The organism is Sanguibacteroides justesenii (assembly GCF_003204205.1).
GTDB lineage: Bacteria > Bacteroidota > Bacteroidia > Bacteroidales > Marinifilaceae > Gabonibacter > Gabonibacter massiliensis.
This window is the reverse complement of the sequence record NZ_QJPL01000002.1, coordinates 97620-114377: the sequence shown is the minus strand read 5'-3', so window position 1 is coordinate 114377 and position 16758 is coordinate 97620. Positions and strand designations below refer to the sequence as shown.

General features: G+C 43.5%; 13 protein-coding genes and 1 tRNA gene. 3 read left to right on the top strand and 11 right to left on the bottom strand.

The features are described from left to right. Positions 1 to 31: 31 nt before the first annotated feature. Positions 32 to 1396 carry a DNA repair protein RadA gene (gene radA, locus DMB45_RS03445; protein ID WP_041503180.1) on the top strand — a complete coding sequence of 455 codons (1365 nt, stop codon included), beginning with the start codon at positions 32 to 34 and terminating at the stop codon, positions 1394 to 1396. 44 nt (positions 1397 to 1440) lie between these two features. Here radA and DMB45_RS03440 read toward each other — a convergent pair whose 3' ends face one another. Both DMB45_RS03440 and DMB45_RS03435 read right to left on the bottom strand, forming a co-directional pair. Continuing rightward, positions 1441 to 4119, bottom strand: a complete 2679-nt coding sequence (locus DMB45_RS03440; protein WP_110688458.1) for a S9 family peptidase — start codon at positions 4117 to 4119, stop codon at positions 1441 to 1443. A gap of 89 nt (positions 4120 to 4208) precedes the next feature. Then, positions 4209 to 4658 (bottom strand): lipocalin family protein, encoded by a 450-nt coding sequence (locus DMB45_RS03435; protein ID WP_052634540.1) that lies wholly within the window; start codon positions 4656 to 4658, stop codon positions 4209 to 4211. 424 nt (positions 4659 to 5082) lie between these two features. Between DMB45_RS03435 and DMB45_RS03430 the strand changes: the two genes are divergently transcribed. Next, on the top strand, positions 5083 to 6021 hold the full coding sequence (locus DMB45_RS03430) for a DMT family transporter (protein WP_041503472.1): 939 nt from the start codon (positions 5083 to 5085) through the stop codon (positions 6019 to 6021). A gap of 178 nt (positions 6022 to 6199) precedes the next feature. Continuing rightward, positions 6200 to 7354 carry an AAA family ATPase gene (locus tag DMB45_RS03425; RefSeq protein WP_041503179.1) on the top strand — a complete coding sequence of 385 codons (1155 nt, stop codon included), beginning with the start codon at positions 6200 to 6202 and terminating at the stop codon, positions 7352 to 7354. Positions 7355 to 7417: 63 nt separating this feature from the next. Here the strand turns inward: DMB45_RS03425 and DMB45_RS03420 are convergent. The 9 genes from DMB45_RS03420 to DMB45_RS03380 all read right to left on the bottom strand — a co-directional run bounded on the left by DMB45_RS03420 (position 7418) and on the right by DMB45_RS03380 (position 16712). After that, positions 7418 to 7493, bottom strand: a tRNA-Lys gene (locus DMB45_RS03420). Between the two features lie 71 nt (positions 7494 to 7564). Beyond that, positions 7565 to 8281, bottom strand: coding sequence for a YebC/PmpR family DNA-binding transcriptional regulator (locus DMB45_RS03415; RefSeq protein WP_110688457.1), 717 nt, complete (start codon positions 8279 to 8281; stop codon positions 7565 to 7567). 116 nt (positions 8282 to 8397) lie between these two features. Beyond that, positions 8398 to 9804 (bottom strand): FimB/Mfa2 family fimbrial subunit, encoded by a 1407-nt coding sequence (locus tag DMB45_RS03410; protein ID WP_082032896.1) that lies wholly within the window; start codon positions 9802 to 9804, stop codon positions 8398 to 8400. A 187-nt stretch (positions 9805 to 9991) separates the two neighbouring features. Further along, positions 9992 to 10906 (bottom strand): glutaminase, encoded by a 915-nt coding sequence (locus DMB45_RS03405; protein ID WP_041503176.1) that lies wholly within the window; start codon positions 10904 to 10906, stop codon positions 9992 to 9994. A 65-nt stretch (positions 10907 to 10971) separates the two neighbouring features. Beyond that, a complete protein-coding gene (locus DMB45_RS03400; protein WP_041503175.1) occupies positions 10972 to 11997 on the bottom strand; it encodes an AMP-binding protein in 1026 nt (341 codons plus the stop codon). A 10-nt stretch (positions 11998 to 12007) separates the two neighbouring features. Then, the gene (locus DMB45_RS03395) at positions 12008 to 13054 is read right to left on the bottom strand and encodes an o-succinylbenzoate synthase (RefSeq protein WP_041503174.1); all 1047 of its coding nucleotides are present in this window, start codon (positions 13052 to 13054) and stop codon (positions 12008 to 12010) included. A gap of 4 nt (positions 13055 to 13058) precedes the next feature. After that, on the bottom strand, positions 13059 to 13880 hold the full coding sequence (gene menB / locus DMB45_RS03390) for a 1,4-dihydroxy-2-naphthoyl-CoA synthase (RefSeq protein ID WP_041503173.1): 822 nt from the start codon (positions 13878 to 13880) through the stop codon (positions 13059 to 13061). 8 nt (positions 13881 to 13888) lie between these two features. Continuing rightward, a complete protein-coding gene (menD, locus tag DMB45_RS03385; RefSeq protein ID WP_110688456.1) occupies positions 13889 to 15592 on the bottom strand; it encodes a 2-succinyl-5-enolpyruvyl-6-hydroxy-3-cyclohexene-1-carboxylic-acid synthase in 1704 nt (567 codons plus the stop codon). After that, positions 15573 to 16712, bottom strand: coding sequence for an isochorismate synthase (locus tag DMB45_RS03380; protein WP_041505272.1), 1140 nt, complete (start codon positions 16710 to 16712; stop codon positions 15573 to 15575). Before DMB45_RS03380 ends, menD begins: the two co-directional genes overlap by 20 nt. Between the last annotated feature and the right edge of the window lie 46 nt (positions 16713 to 16758).

Sequence of the window (16758 nt, the reverse complement as noted above, 5' to 3'; positions counted from 1 at the left end):
AGTATGATACATTACTAAATATACGGAGGGTATGGTAAAATCAAAGAGCGTTTTTGTTTGTCAGAACTGTGGAGCCAAAGAGTCCAAGTGGGTTGGAAAATGTTCTACTTGCGGGGAGTGGAATAGTTTTGTCGAGGAGGTTGAAGTCATCACGAAAGGTAATCGGACAGCCTCCGGACTCGGAGGGAGTTCATTAAGACCTTTAAGATTGTCGGAAGTGAAGACCAATGCTGACGAACGGATGGACACGAAGGACGATGAGTTGAACCGGGTTCTCGGGGGAGGTTTAGTCCCCGGTTCCATGATTTTATTGGGAGGAGAACCGGGGATCGGTAAATCTACTTTAGTCCTTCAATTTGCCCTTCATAATCGTTGCGGTAAGGTACTTTACGTCTCGGGGGAGGAGAGTGTTTCCCAGATTAAGATGCGGGCACAACGTTTAGGGGCGGAAAATGACGATTGCCTGTTTCTTTCCGGTAATTCTTTGGAGGCGGTGATGGAGCATGCCAAGGTTTTAGAGCCTAAGTTGTTGATTATTGATTCTATCCAGACTTTGGCAACAGAAAGCGTCGATGCTATTCCCGGTAGCCTTTCTCAGATTCGAGAGTGTACGAACGTGCTGTTACGATTTTCAAAGGAGAATACGATTACAACCATATTGATCGGGCATATTACCAAGGATGGCCAATTGGCCGGTCCCAAGATACTCGAACATATGGTGGATACCGTTTTGCAGTTTGAAGGAGACCAGCAATACATGTATCGGATTTTGCGTTCCATGAAAAATCGCTTCGGATCGACTTCCGAAATCGGAATTTATGAAATGTTGCAATCGGGATTACGTCAGGTGACGAATCCTTCCGAGTTGTTGTTGTCGAATCACGGGGAAGAGTTGAGCGGTATAGCCGTTTCGGCTACGGTAGAGGGTGTAAGGCCTATCTTATTGGAAGTACAGGCGTTGGTAAGCACGGCTGCTTATGGAACGCCTCAGCGTTCGGCTACCGGTTTTGATACGAGACGTTTGAATATGTTATTGGCGGTTTTGGAAAAACGAGTCGGTTTCCGTTTGGCGGCGAAAGATGTCTTTCTAAATATTGCCGGAGGTATTCGGGTGAGCGATCCCGCTCTTGATTTAGGGGTCGTTATGGCCGTGTTATCTTCTAATATGGATGCGGCTCTTCCCAAAGATACGGTGTTTGCCGGAGAAGTCGGTTTATCCGGAGAGATCAGAGCCGTTAGTCGTATCGAACAGCGGATAGCCGAAGCGGAGAAATTAGGATTTAAGCGGATTTTTATTCCTACCGGAAACAAGAAGGCCTTGACCAAAAAAAACGAAAAAATTGATGTCCGTTCCTTTTCAAAAATTGCTGATATATGTCGGGAACTTTTTAAATGATAAAAGGCTGATCGTATGACCAGCCTTTTGCCTTTTTGTAGAAGCTATTTTGTTAAATCGTATTTTTGATCATAACCTCTCTCTTTGATATTGATTCCCTCTTTCATCCACCGGGGTAGAGGAGTATCTTTTAAATAATGATCGAAAAACTGTTCCATCCTTATGGTCCAATCGACCTGTGCGGGACGGGATCTCAGGAAATGTCCCTCTCCCATGTAATTTAATAACCATGCCGGCCGTTGTAGTCTTCGCAGGGCCAGGAACAGGTTGCGTCCGTCGTAAAATGCCACGGCTTCGTCTTTATCGCAATGAAAAATCAGGGCCGGAGTATGAATTTTGTCGGCAAATAAAAGAGGCGAATTTTCAATATATCCCGGTAGATCCTCCCATAATGTTTTACCCATACGACATTGCCAATCTTCATACATAAGCATGCAAGCTATTCCTCCCTCGTCTCTTATCCCGGTGTATACGGATGTGATGTTGATCAACGCGGCCCCGATATTGACGCATTTGAATAGATCGGTTCGAGTAACGATATAAGCTACTTGAAAGCCCGACCAACTGTGTCCTTGCAGTCCGATACGGTTTGAATCCAGGATCTGCCGGTCCATTAAAGCTTTTGTACCGCTGACAACGGCATTGTAAGAGCTTTTGCCGGGTTCACCGATTTTAAAATAGACATCCGGCTGGAACACGATGTAGCCTTTGCTGACGTAAGTCGGAATATCGATCATGGCATGGCTTAGTCCCGGAACAGGATGAATATGCATTTCCGGAGTATGTGTCTCGTAAAACGTGACGATGGAAGGATAACTTTTGTTCGGATCGTAGTTGTCCGGAAGATAGAGCAATCCTTGATTCCGTTTTCCGTCGTAATTGGTCCATTCAACTTGTTGAACGGATCCCCAAGCATACTCTTTTTGTTGCGGGTTCGCTGAGGTTATCTTTTTCATTCGTTTGAAAGAACGGTCACAGATCCATAAATCCCGTTCCTCTTCGTAGCTTTGTTTGAAACATACGACTGTTTTTCGGTCTTCACTCTCTTGAAGAATTTCGATATCGAATGCTCCCTCTATTTTGGGTGTTAATTTTCCATGGGGAGAAAGTTGGTATATTCCATGATCTTTGTTTTCCCAATTCATGGAATAGATTTCCTGGGTTTTGTTCAGGTCAATGAACAACTCGTTTCTTTCGGGATTGACAAACCTGAAGACAGTATGGTGTTTGCGACCGGCTCCCTTTGTCCAGCAATGGGTTTTTTCCTCGCCTTCCAAATCGACCACCCAGATATCGTATCGGTCGTAAACGAGTAATTTTTTCCCGTCATTACTCCACCCTGCAATACCGTACGGGGGTGCGGGGTTCGGCCTGTCATACAATTCGTTTTGTAAAGGATAGGGAATTTCATCCGTTAGTTTTCTTCGGGTAAAGGTCTCCGGGTTCAATAGTATCCAGGATGAATTCGTGTTGTCGAAAAAGAGGATGTGATCTCCGTTCGGTGTCCATTGAACGGGTCGGGTTAACGCCTGGGCGATCATTTTACTCTCCCCGTCAGCTAAATTTACCAGATAAAGGTCATATCTGGTATCGTGTTGCCAATCTCTGAACTTTCGGTAAGGAATATTGTCTGTCTTAAAAGCGAATTTAGGATCTTTGCCGTTTTGGATGTATAAAGCGGAATAGTCGGAATCACAAATTTTGTAATGTTTCTTTCGTTGCAGATCGAAGATCCCTTTCGAGGGAGAGGGCATAGGGTTTAAGATACCTCCTTTTGCCTGTTGAGACGGGATCATCTCGTCATTCCAACTCCAAAGTTCCAATTGGAAACTTTCGTCTTTTTCTCCCCGGGAGGGACGTGGTTTTCGGGGAGTAGGCAGATCGTATAGAAGAAATTTATTATCTCCTAAAATTTCTGCGGACTCGATATCCATTGATAGGGTGTCGATCTCGCTGTAATCTACTAATTTAATTGCCGAATTATTTTGCAAGGAAAAAATATAGAGATTTTTTGCCGTTTTATAATTGGTATCGGCGATAACGATAAAACTTCCTTTCTTTTCCCGTTCATCGAATCTGAAAAAAGAGAGGGATTTTGTCGAATCTCGATATAATGTTTTATGTTGTTGTGTATGAAATACATTACCGTAACGAATGATATTGCAGGAGGGAGTTTGCTCGATGTATATTATTTTGGAGTCCCGGTCGTACAATTGATAGTTCCCGATGTGTTCCAAAATGATGCTGTCGTTGGTTTCTATATTTTTTATTATTAAGGCTTGGTCGTTTTCCCGAAAATAGGAGAATTGAGGGGCATAAAGACTAAATTCGGCCCCCTCGGGACATACGGTCTCCTTTTGGTTTTTTAAAGATCTGGCTATTACGGGAGATTCTGAATTATTTTCGGAAGTGGCTCGACTGTAAGTAATCCATTCTCCCGAGGCGAAAAATTGATAGAAGTCGATTTGATTCAGTGTAATGGTTTTTCCGGTTTTTACTTCGTATAGGTAGTAGGTTTGGCGCGCATCTTTATTTTTATCCTCGTTATCGTGATACAGGTAACGGTATTTAACCCATTTCCCGTTCATGGATAATTCGTAGGAATTAACATATCTCCATTGCTTGTAAGCTTCTTCGTCCAATGCTTTTTTTGGGGCTATACCGGAGAGATGAAAAGAGAGAGAGAGAAACAGAAAAAGAAAGAGTGAGTGTAGATAATGCATATATTATAAAAATTTGAGCGGAGATACCTCAAAATTTTTAAGTCTTATCCTTTTAAAAAAGAATCTTGAGGTATCTCCGGAGAATGTTATTATTGAACATCGGTATTTACGGTAGAATCTTGCTCTACGGTCGTATTTGCCTGAGGAGTAACTTTTTCCTTAATGATTTTGGTATTCAAATACAAAAAAGCAAGGCGAGGATTGGCTTCTTGTACGACTAAGGATAATGAATCGGCTGTCAGCTGTTCGATTTTTTCTTTTGTTTCGTAAGCCTCTTTTGAACCGTCTTCTTCAATGCTGGTTCCCTTAATGATCAGGTAACCGTCTTTGATTTCCCAGGTTTTCAAATCCAATGAAGGAATGTTGATGGCTTCGCATACTCCGTCTTTTTTGAAATTGAATCCTTTTAATTCTCCTGTAGACTGATAGGTATAAGGGTTACACCACTCCCCGATGAGTTTTTTTTCCATCTCTTTTTGAGGATTACTGCTACAGGCACAAAAAATTAAAATTAAACCAAAGTAAATTAAGTTTTTCATGTTTTTGTTTTTAAAAAATTAAGGTTTTACTATTATTACACTCTCCGGATCAAAAAGGATTAATCCGGTTTTCTTTTTGACTTTATCTTAACAATCTAAAGTAAGTAAGGGAGGTTTCTCGTTAGGTGCTGCAAAAGTATTCATTTTTGGATAACGGCCAAACATTTTTTTGTCACTTTTATCTCTATGTGACGTAATAGCACTTGGGTAGCACTTGGGGACGGGGCAAAAGTGCTATTTTAAAGTGAAATAATATTGAATAGGATTCAATAATAGTAAAGCGGGACAGGACGGCTTCCCTGATCCGTCCAGCATGAGTATTACGGAATCGCAGAATTCTTTCTTCTTTGTGAAAACAAAATGGTATCTTTGCAACCATTTTAATTTGCTGGCTTATAGTGGATATAAAAATGTCTTACCAATGATGAATTTAAAGGCTAAAGGATATATTTTAGGGGTTATTGCGGCGGCGACTTACGGTATGAATCCCTTATTTGCACTTCCTCTATACAAGGCGGGAATGAATCCTGATTCGGTTCTGTTTCTAAGGTATTTGTTCGCTATCCCCGTGTTGGGAATCATGATTAAGGCGAGGGGACGTGATTTCAAGTTAAAACGGAAAGAGATCGTCCCGCTGATTATCATGGGATTGTTGATTTCTCTTTCTTCCCTTACTCTTTTCCAAAGCTATAATTACATGGAAGCCGGTATTGCGTCTACCTTATTGTTTGTCTATCCGATTATGGTGGCATTGATTATGGCTTTTGTATTTAAAGAGAGACTGACATTGCAAACCATCGTATGTATTTTATTGGCCTTGGGTGGAATAGGGTTGCTTTATAAAGGTGATGACGGTACGACGCTTAATTTGACAGGAGTTATTTTAGTCGTTATTTCAGCTCTTTCCTATGCCATTTATATTGTCGCTGTAAACCGTCCCCTGCTAAAAGATATCGCGACGCTAAAATTGACGTTCTACGTGTTGCTTTTCGGAATGACTTTATTTTTAGTGCGGGTTGATTTCGGGATGAGTTTGCGGGTTGTCGATACCTGGTATTTGTGGGGTAATTTGATCGCCTTGGCTATTTTTCCGACAGCTGTTTCGTTTCTTTGTACTACTCAAGCCATCCAATACATCGGTTCGACGCCGACGGCCATTTTGGGGGCTTTGGAACCCCTGACTGCCGTTTTTTTTGGTGTAACCGTCTTCGGAGAATCTTTTACGATGAGATTGGCTTGCGGGATACTCATGATTGTTTCTGCCGTAACCCTTATTATTGCAGGAAGTAATGTTACCGTCTATTTGGTTCGTTTTAGAAAACTTTTTCCCAAACTTCCGGTCAAAAAAAAGCGAATGCATTGAATTTTATCAGTGTTTTTGCCTTGTTATTAGAGACGATAGGAGATATATCCGGTCTCGATACGCTTGTATTGTGATAGGAATCATGATTGAGTATCGACGATAACGCTGTATAAGATATTGTTATTTAATTTATAATTATTATATTTGCAATAATTGTATATCAAATATTAAGAGAAGAATGATTGCTAAAATCAAAAATCCGTTTGTTGTAAACGGGTATGTTTCGGAGGTGTATTTCTGCGACCGGGAGAGTGAAACGGCAGAGTTGACCGGAGCCTTACGTAACGAGCGTAATATGGTAGTTGTATCGCCTCGGCGTATGGGAAAGACCGGCCTGATAGAGCATTGTTTCCATCAAAAGGAAATTGAAAGGGGGTACTATACTTTTTTTATCGATATTTATGCTACCGGTAGTTTAAAAGAGTTCGTTTTTATTCTCGGCAAACATATTTTTACGACCTTGAAATCCAAGGGGAGAAAATTTGCGGAACATTTTTTCTCGGCGATCAGTTCTTTACGTCCTGCCTTCAAACTCGACCCGGTTAGCGGTCAACCTGTTTTTGATATCGGAATAGGTGAGATCCGGCAACCTCTGTTGTCATTGGAAGAGATATTCAAATACCTCGAGTCGGCGGATAAACGTTGTATTGTGGCGATAGACGAGTTTCAGCAAATAGCCAAATACCCGGAAAAGAATGTGGAGGCTGTTTTGCGTACATACATACAGCAATGCAAGAACACGACTTTTGTATTTTGCGGGAGTCAACACCATATGATGCAGAATATCTTTTTCTCGGCATCGAGGCCCTTCTACCAGAGTGCATCGTATATGAATCTCGAACCGATCGGACTTGAACCTTATCGAAAATTCGTGCAGAATCATTTCAATAAAGCGGGAAAGAAAATTTCCGACGAATGTATAACACGAGTCTATAATCTGTTGGACGGGCATACGTGGTATATACAGGCGGTTTTTAACCGACTGTACGAACAGTTGGATAGCGGGGAAGAGATGTCTGTTACTATCGCTGATTTTGTCTTGCATATGACGGTAGAGTCGAACCGGACAGTTTACCAGAGTATGGTTTCGATGTTGTCCGAACGGCAAAAAGAGATCTTGTTTGCTATTGCTAAGGAAGGAAAAGCTTCAGGGATCACTTCGGCTGAATTTATAAGGAAGCATGGCCTATACTCTCCCAGTTCGGTACAATCGTCGGTGAAACAGTTATTGGAAAAAGAGTTTATAACTAAAGAGGAGAATAGCTACCAGATTTATGACCGCTTTTTTGGTCTTTGGCTTGCTAAAACATACGGAACCGGGTATTCTCTTTAGTAGCACTCGGGGACTGAAGTTTTTCTCAAAATAAAACCACCTACTTGCGCAGGTGGTTCATTTTGGTGACCTCGGAGGGGCTCGAACCCTCGGCCCATTGATTAAGAGTCAATTGCTCTACCAGCTGAGCTACGAAGTCATCCTTTGCTTACAGTGTTGACTGATTTGCGGGTGCAAATATGCAACTATATTTTTTAATCTGCAAGAAATTTATTCTTTAATGTTGTGATAAACATTGGTGACATCGTCGTCTTCGTCCAGTTTATCCAGGATTTTGTCGACTTCGGCACGTTGTTCTTCAGTCAATTCTTTCGTATCTAACGGTATCCGTTCGAATTCTCCGCTAACGATGTCGTATTTGTTGTCTTCCAAGAATTTTTGGATGTTTCCATAAGCCTCGAACGGGCCGTAAATTACGATAATGCCGTTCTCGTCTTCGAAGATTTCGTCAGCTCCGTAATCGATCATTTCCAGCTCGAATCCTTCCATATCGAAATTTTCCGGTTTATGTATTTTGAACACGCATTTCCGGTCGAAGAGAAAATCCAAAGAACCGGTGGTTCCGAGAGAGCCGCCGTATTTGGTGAAAGCATGGCGTACATTGGCTACCGTACGCGTATTATTGTCCGTGGCGGCTTCAACGACAATTGCTATTCCGTAAGGAGCATAACCTTCGTATACCACTTCTTTGTAATCCGAGGTATCCTTTGAAACGGCTCTTTTGATGGCTCGTTCCACGTTTTCTTTCGGCATGTTTTCAGCCTTAGCGTTTTGGATTAAGATACGGAGGCGTGTATTGTTTGCGGGGTCGGGTCCTCCGGCCTTCACGGCGATATCAATTTCTTTACCTATCCGAGTAAAAGTACGGGCCATGTTACCCCACCTCTTCAGTTTACGTGCTTTACGATATTCAAACGCTCTTCCCATAGTTGTATCTATTTGATTATTATTCTATCTCTGAATTAGGGTTGCAAATTTAATGGTAAAACTTAAAACTAAAAAGGAAATAAAAAGAATTTATTGGGATGACCCGTATGAAATCGTTATTCTAATTTGCGGACTTCGAAATTATCCACGTAGACAGCCTCTGCGGGGTCTGGTATTTTTGATCCCGGAGAGTAGGTTCTGATCTCTATTCTCAGGAATTTAGCTCCCATCGGAGCCCTGAATTTATTATTGGCTCCTAAAGGTTCGATCCAGCCATCGGTCGCTTTTGTTTCTTGGGTCTGAAGTTTTTCGTTGAAACCGGATAGGGCGGTTGATGCTTTACGCCATGTACTGGTTATTTTCCAAGCGTAAGAGGTCGCTGTCGAGTTTACGTTTAATTTGATTTGAAAACATTCTCCTTCCATGACCGGAATATCTTGATAAATATAGGTTTGATGTTCCAGTCGAGCGGAGTTACCCGAGAGAGAGAAAGTCGCATCCGTGTTTTTATGAACAACGTTATGAGCTCCTCCGGTTACCAGCCAACCGACAGGGGTTACCGGAGCTGTTTCCCAGGTTTCAAAATCTCCGTTTGTCAGGAGATTCGGGCCGGTCGGATTGCCTGTAATCGGTCGGTCGTCGGCGACAATGGGGTTATTGTCGTCAAACGTGAATTGGCTACCCGCGTCGATGATGTTCTCGTCCCAATCTTGAATAATAAAGTTGAAAGTTTGTCTTGTCGTCGGGATGAATCTTCCGGATATTCTTACGATCTGATTTGCTCGGATGGCAGGAGCCATGGGCATGACACCCCGGTAGGTGACCTGATTTTTTGTATACAGAATTCCGATTTCCGCTTTATTGGCCGCAACGGGAAAGGTTAAGAGTTCAGCCGTACACGTTCGCATACCTTTCACGTGGGCTAACTTTTTAAGGATAGTATTGGCTGTTCCGAGTTTGCTTCCGTCGACGGTAGAGGTGTATGGAACTCCTTTCAGTTCCACTTTGATCGAATCGATATCCGGATCGATGTCGTTGAGTTCGACAATTACTTTTCCGACCCGTCGTTGGAGGTGAACGGCAATGGGGGCCGGAGGTGAGTTTTCGGTAATATTCACGCGTTGTATGACCGAGAGGAATTCAGAAGATTCCCGGTAGTTTTCACCTGTTTTTAAAAGTTTCAACAGTATCTTCTCTTTCGGGTCACCTATTTTGGCACTAACTTCGTTTTCATCCGTTCCGTTGGCAATAAAAGCAATGTCATAATTGCCTATCGGGAGGTTGATCGATAGGTCGGTTCCGTCGAGATCTTCTTCCGAATAGGAAAATAGGCGTGCGACATGATTGGTTTCATCGAACGCAATAATGCGTAAACGGGAAAACGCGGCGTTTACGTCTTTCGTCTGCGAACCTGCAAGCGTCGTACTAAAACTAACGTGAGTTTCCTGACCTGTAATGATTTCATCCATGAAGCAGCTTATGCAAAAGCATACGATTACGAGTAGAAAAATTAATTTTTTCATGGGGTCTACATTTATTATTTTTCAGCATGTTAACGTACCGTGATAAAATCACGTAATAAGACGAGGATATACTCCTTCTTTTCCCGAGTAGAAGGAGGGAGCATCGGATAAATAATTTTGGTAAGAGATTTAATACACGCCTCCGTGTTTCAAAATTATGACAAAAAAACGAGAAACCAATGGAATGTTAGAAAATAGAGATGCCAATATTGGTGGTAAAACGTTCCAAGGTCTCTATGCCCATGTATGAATTCCCATGGCGATTTAATTCGGGACTCCACACGGCAATACTGAGTTTACCGGGAATAATGGCTACTACTCCTCCTCCGACGCCGCTTTTTCCGGGCATACCTACCCGGAATGCAAAATCTCCGGATTCGTCGTAAAATCCGCAGGTCAGCATCAAGGCACTAAGCCGTTTGGAACGACTGACGGTAAGAATTTCTTCCTGATTATAAGGATTCGTTCCGTGATTTGCCAAAAAAAGAAAAGATTTGGCTAAATCGACACAATTCATGGCAATACTGCATTGATGACAGTAAACGTCTACCAGTGAATCCACGTCATTCCGGATATTTCCGAAGCTTTTCATAAAATGCCCCAAAGCTTTGTTTCTGCTGGCGTGTTCGAATTCGGAGGAGGCTACGTTTTTATCGTAATAGATATCATCATTTCCTGCCACCTCCCGAATAAATTGTAAAATTGCTTCTTTGGGGCGCGGATAAAGGTCCATTAACTTATCGGTAACGACAAGGGCTCCCGCGTTGATAAAAGGATTTCTGGGAATACCTTGCTCATGTTCCAATTGTACTAACGAGTTAAAAGGAGTACCCGAGGGCTCTCGTCCCACGTATTGCCATAAGTCGCTTCCGAGGTGACGGACAACCATGGACAGAGTAAAAACTTTGGATATGCTTTGTATGGAAAACTTGGTGAGGTAATCTCCGGTACCGATTATTTCACCGTCTAAAGTAGCGATGGCAATACCGTACTGGTGCGGATCCACGTGGGCTAAAGCCGGAATATAGTTAGCTACTTTTCCTCTTCCGAAAAAGGGTTTGACTTCCTGGTATATGTTCTCGATGACCTCTTTGTAATCCATCTCGTTCGTAATTTATCGGTCCAAATATACGAAAGATTTTATTTGGGTTAAGTACGTGACATGATTTAAAGTTTTCGAATGACTTTTCCGGAATAAGTTTCCCGGAACGGATTTTGGAATAGAATATTTTTAGGTACCTCGTAGGGAGGAAGTAACTGTTTTATTTGTTTTTTCAGGGCTGTACACCGTTTCTTGTCCCAAGGAGCGTCTTCTATAACTAAAACGGCTTTTTCTCCCAAGTAGTCGTCCGGTTGGGAAGTAATAAAAAAACGTTGAGCGATGTAAGGGGCTAATTTTTGCTCCAATGTTTCGGGGAAGAGCTTTATGCCCCCCGAATTGATAACGTTATCGTGGCGCCCTAACCATTCGAAGTGTCGCTCGTCTATAAGCCGGACGATATCGTTGGTTGTGAATGTTCCGGTATGCAAATGCGGAGTATGGATAACCAAACAATCCCTGTCGTCGGTAGCAAACCGGACTTGGCCTATGGCAAAATACGGATCGGAAGCCTGCGGACCGTTGAGATAACGGAGAGCTACGTGTGAGACGGTTTCCGTCATTCCGTAAGTTCCGAAGCAACGGGAAGAAATATATTGCAGCTTTTTATGGAGTAAAGGAGAGGTAGCTGCCCCTCCGATAATGACGTGCCGGATCCGGTTAAGTCGTTTGGCTGTCTCCGGGGTTGATAATGTTGTATCTACTTGCATGGGAACCATTGCGGCAAAATCGATTGCTCCGGAGAAATGGGATAAAGGGGAGGAAGAAGGAGGAGTAACCCATAAATTTGCCTGTGCCGTCAAAGCTCTTACGATCATCATCTTTCCGGCGATGTAAGAGGGGGAGAGGCATAACAGCATATTGGTTTCCTGGCCTATTTCAAAAAAAGCATTGGTGATCCGGGCGGAAGCCAGCATATCTTTTTTTAAAAGTCGGATCTCTTTCGGCTTCCCTGTTGAACCGGATGTACGACCAATAACGTATTCGTTCGGGTCGAACCATTCTTTTAAAAAAGAGACGACTTCTTTATTTTCGGATGGATCGATTTCCGAAAGTTTTGTGTAAGATTTGCCGTTCAGTCGAATTTGTTTCATGCGGTTGGTATTAAAAAGAGAGTGGATTCAATTCCCATTTTTTAGTCGGATTATAACTGATAAAACAACCTTTTTGTTCTAAGGGAGACGGTATATTGTTGATGTATAATTGCCCGGTTCCTAACCCTTGGGGCATGGCGGTAGGTAGTGTTGCCGTCCATTGGGCAATGGCGTTTAGCCCTATGTTCGATTCCAAGGCGGAAGTAACCCACCAGCCGATACGGAGTCGACCGGCTATTTCGATCCACTCTTCCGCGCCGGAGAATCCTCCTGTCAGGGCGGGTTTTAATATGATGTACCGGGGTTGTATCGTCATCAGCAACTCTCTCTTTCTTTCTGTTTCCGATATCCCGATTAACTCCTCGTCGAGGGCGATAGGTACGGGAGATAATCGACAAAGCCGGGCCATCTCTTTCCATTGGCCCTGGCGAATGGGTTGTTCGATGGAGTGGATATCGTAACGAGCTAATTGTTCTAATTTTGCTAAGGCTTCATCGGGAGTAAAGGCTCCGTTCGCGTCTACCCGTAACTCTATATCGTGACGGTTAAAACGGGAACGGATCAGTTTCAATAGTTCCAGTTCCGATTGAAAATCGATTGCTCCTATTTTTAATTTTATGCAATGGAATCCGGCGTTCAATTTTTCAACCAGACGCTCTTCCATCGTTTTCCGGTCTCCCATCCAAATAAGGCCGTTAATCTCTATCGGCCGGCTATTTTCAAGGAAAGGGGTAGGGTAAATCCAACGTTTACCCCCGTTTCCCAAATCAGCCAAAGCGGTTTCTACGCCGAAACGGATCGAACTCCAATCATTCAATGTCTCCAACGGTAATCGGTCTATGTTTAGGCATACCTGTTCCAGTTGTTTTTCGTAGTCGGGCCGATCGTCGGCACTTAACCCCCGGAATAGTGCGCATTCCCCTATCCCGAAGACCTCGGGGCGCTCGGTGTCCCATACTTTTATAAACCAGCTCTCTTTTGTCGTCAGGATTCCTCTGGAAGTTCCCGCCGGTTGTTTAAAGACGAGACGATAAGGGATATAGGATGCCTTTAGCATAGAATCAGGGGAATTTAGGGAACTTTTTAAAATCCGGATCTCTTTTTTCCAAAAAGGCGTTTTTGCCCTCTTGGGCTTCCTCCATAAGATAATACATCAAAGTGGCATCTCCGGCGAATTCCATTAAACCGTGCTGTCCGTCCAATTCGGCATTAAGCGCCCGTTTGATCATCCGAACGGCCATAGGGCTCCGTTGCATGATGGTTTTGCACCACTCTACCGTTTCGTCCTCCAGTCGTTCGAAGGGCACCACTTTATTCACCATTCCCATCTCTTCTGCTTCCCTGGCCGTGTACTGTCGGCATAAGAACCAAATTTCCCTTGCTTTTTTCTGGCCGACATGTCTTGCCAAATAGGAAGAACCGAATCCCCCGTCGAAACTTCCTACTTTAGGACCGGTTTGACCGAAACGGGCATTTTCGGAAGCGATCGTTAAGTCGCATACGACATGCAGAACATGGCCGCCCCCGATAGCATAGCCGTTTACCATGGCGATGACGGGCTTAGGAATGGAACGGATGGCTTTGTGCAGGTCTAAAACATTTAACCGGGGAACTCCGTTTTCGTCTATATATCCACCACTCCCCTTTACGTTTTGATCGCCTCCTGAACAAAATGCTTTATCCCCGGCACCCGTGAGGATGACGACATAAATATCGTTTCGTTCCCGGCATATGGCCATGGCATCCAGCATCTCCGCGTTGGTTTGCGGCCGGAAAGCATTGTACACCTGTTGCCGGTCGATCGTTATTTTTGCAATTCCTTCGAAGAAATCGAATTTGATATCTTCGTATGCTTTAATTGTGGTCCAGTTTCTTGTTGTCATATTATTATTCAGTTTCTTTTACTTAGGTGTTTAAAATATTCTTTCAATATATTGCCGTTTACAGTCCGGGGTGTTTTTACAACTAACAGATAAGGTTTTTCTGCCGGTTGAAAAAAAGAGGAGATGCATTCTTTCAGGGTTATTTCGTTGTCTGCTTCAAATACCTTAAATCCGTGGAGCTCTCCTAATCGAACGATATCGACTTGATGCGGCGTTTCAAAGAACTCTTCTACCTCATCCAATACGGAGGGACCGGGAAGAAATCTGAAGATGCCCCCTCCTCCGTTTTGGATAACAACGATTTTTAAATTGGAAGACTTGTATTTTATCCATAAAGCGTTCGAATCATATAGAAATCCGATGTCTCCGGTAATCAGTATCGTTGGATCGCGAGTTGTCACGGAGGCCCCAACAGCGGTGGAGGAGCATCCGTCGATTCCGCTTGTCCCCCTGTTTCCGTCTGCTCTTGCTATCGTGTTACAATGGAAAAGTTGGGCATATCTTACGGGGGTGCTATTCCCCAATTGTAAACGCGTATTCGCGGGCAAGGCGGGGAGAAGAAGCGAGAAAGCCTTCAAATCGCACCATGGAATCCGGCTAAGGTATTCATGATGCCGTTTTTCCGCTAAGTTCTCTTTTTCTTTCCAGAGCCGGAAATAATCCGAAGGTTCCGATTTTTCCGCTAATCCGCTTGTCAGTTGAGTAAAAAAAGCCCGGGCCTCCATTTTTATCGGTAGAGTCAGGGATTGATAAGTATCCGGGGCAATTTCTCTTAAATCGATATGCCAGTGTTCCCGCGGCGGATGATGGCGAATAAAAGTTTTGATCATTCGCGAAACGACGGCTCCTCCGAAAGTAATCAATAAATCGGGAGCGAAGAGGGATTCCTCTTCGTTTTGGATCGTGGCCAAAACCCGGTCGATGGTCGGAATGGCCTGCGGGGTGTTTTTATTTGCTATATTTTCGGTTAAGACGACAACTTTATGTTGCAGGATGAGTTGTTCTATTTGTTGGGTAATAATTTTGTCGGGTGTATGGAAACCTACGATCAGTAAAATTCTGTTATACCGGAAGAATAATCCTTGTAATTTTGCTTTTTCATCCGGCAGCAGTTCGGTTCGAGTAGGACTTACCCGGATGATTCGCTGGGGCGATATCCCGTGTGAGTGAAATCCGTACAGGGGTTCCCGCAGGGGTATGTTTACGTGTACAGGACCTTTATATGCTGTCTGGGAGGCATTGATCGCCTCGTTGATCAAACGATTGGCATACCACCGGTCTTCCGGCGTAACGATATTTACCGGTAACTGGCAAGAGTATTTGACGAAAGGGGTCAGGATGTTGTTTTGCCGGATGGTTTGGCTATCGTCCTGATCGATCCATTCCGGCGGACGGTCGGCCGAAATGACAAGCAAGGGAATCCCTTGATAATAAGCTTCGGCTATCGCGGGAGCATAATTCAGGAGTGCGGTTCCGGATGTGCAAATGAGGGCGACTGTTCGTTGACTTTGTTGCGCTATGCCTAAAGCGAAAAAGGCGGCGGATCGTTCATCGGGAATGACGAAATGCCGTAACTTTTTTTCTTTGGCCACGGAGACCAGTAGGGGGGCATTTCTGGAGCCCGGGGAGAGGACGATATCGTGAATCTCCTTTTGAACCAACAGTTCCGTGAGTATACGTACGCTCTCTATATCAGAATGTAGTTTTTCCATAATTGATCTGTCGTATTAAATTTAACAGGGTATCGGCTTTTGTACAAGTTTCTTCCCATTCGTTTTCCGGGTCGGAGGCCGGAGTAATTCCGCCGCCCACGTATAGTTTTAATGCATCGTTAAAAAGCTCCATGCTCCGTAGGTTTACAAAAAGATTGAAGGCGCCGTTTTGTTGTATGGGGCCTAAGTAGCCTGCGTAATACCGCCGTTCCTGTTTTTCTATTTCTGAAATCAGTTGCATGGCCCTCTTTTTAGGAATGCCGCAAACCGCCGGTGTCGGATGCAATAGGGAAATCAATTGATCTATCTCTTCGGCAGGCAGTTGTTCGTCGCTTTTAAACAAGGTACAAAGGTGGTATACGTTTCCGGCTTGTACGGTTTCCGGTCCTGTTATTTCTAAATTGCGAGTAAAAATAGGTTGTAAAATCTGAGTAATATAGTCCGTTACGATCTGTTGTTCTATTCTATCCTTTTCACTCCACACGATTTTTTCTTTAGGTGTTGTGGCCGGTTGTGTTCCGGCAAGAGACATCGTAAAGAAACCGTTCCTGTCGTATTTCAAAAAAGTTTCCGGGGTAGCTCCCATCCAGGCACATTTGCCGGGAATGACCACGAAAAAGAGAAAAGCGTGATGATATTGTTTCATCTGCTCGAAAAGAATGGGAGCCATTTTGAGTGAATCGCAAGGGAGGGTAATTGTTCGTGAAAAGACCACCTTCTTCATGGATTCTCTTTTTAAAGTCGCGATTAAAGTCCGGAGTTCATCCAGGTATTCGAGATGATCGCAATCGTTTTTGGTAAAATTGCGTTCGGGGGTATTGAATACCGTGTTTTGAAGATTTATGATCGCTTCCTGGTCGCACAGGTAATCGGTAAAAGCGAGGTCTTCTTTGATAAAAAAAGGAAAACTCCAGGAGGCCCGGCTAAAAGGTGCAATGATAAATCCTTTGCCTTTCTGGTGTTTATCGAAACCATTGAATATATTGATATCGTTTGAAAGCTGTGCTCCGAAAACCATCTCCTGAGAACCGGGTAGACGATACGTGTAAAAAGGAATATTATTTCTCAGACAGATTCCTTGCACTTCCGCGATAGAAAGTTTGCTTTTTGTTTCCGACATAGTACTAAATTCTTTATTAAACGAATTTGTCTTACAAAAATAGCCA

Coding starts and splice junctions, on each gene's coding strand:
- radA (WP_041503180.1), top strand. CDS start 32: ATGGTAAAATCAAAGAGCGTTTTTGTTTGTCAGAACTGTGGAGCCAAA.
- DMB45_RS03440 (WP_110688458.1), bottom strand. CDS start 4,119: ATGCATTATCTACACTCACTCTTTCTTTTTCTGTTTCTCTCTCTCTCT.
- DMB45_RS03435 (WP_052634540.1), bottom strand. CDS start 4,658: ATGAAAAACTTAATTTACTTTGGTTTAATTTTAATTTTTTGTGCCTGT.
- DMB45_RS03430 (WP_041503472.1), top strand. CDS start 5,083: ATGAATTTAAAGGCTAAAGGATATATTTTAGGGGTTATTGCGGCGGCG.
- DMB45_RS03425 (WP_041503179.1), top strand. CDS start 6,200: ATGATTGCTAAAATCAAAAATCCGTTTGTTGTAAACGGGTATGTTTCG.
- DMB45_RS03415 (WP_110688457.1), bottom strand. CDS start 8,281: ATGGGAAGAGCGTTTGAATATCGTAAAGCACGTAAACTGAAGAGGTGG.
- DMB45_RS03410 (WP_082032896.1), bottom strand. CDS start 9,804: ATGAAAAAATTAATTTTTCTACTCGTAATCGTATGCTTTTGCATAAGC.
- DMB45_RS03405 (WP_041503176.1), bottom strand. CDS start 10,906: ATGGATTACAAAGAGGTCATCGAGAACATATACCAGGAAGTCAAACCC.
- DMB45_RS03400 (WP_041503175.1), bottom strand. CDS start 11,997: ATGAAACAAATTCGACTGAACGGCAAATCTTACACAAAACTTTCGGAA.
- DMB45_RS03395 (WP_041503174.1), bottom strand. CDS start 13,054: ATGCTAAAGGCATCCTATATCCCTTATCGTCTCGTCTTTAAACAACCG.
- menB (WP_041503173.1), bottom strand. CDS start 13,880: ATGACAACAAGAAACTGGACCACAATTAAAGCATACGAAGATATCAAA.
- menD (WP_110688456.1), bottom strand. CDS start 15,592: ATGGAAAAACTACATTCTGATATAGAGAGCGTACGTATACTCACGGAA.
- DMB45_RS03380 (WP_041505272.1), bottom strand. CDS start 16,712: ATGTCGGAAACAAAAAGCAAACTTTCTATCGCGGAAGTGCAAGGAATC.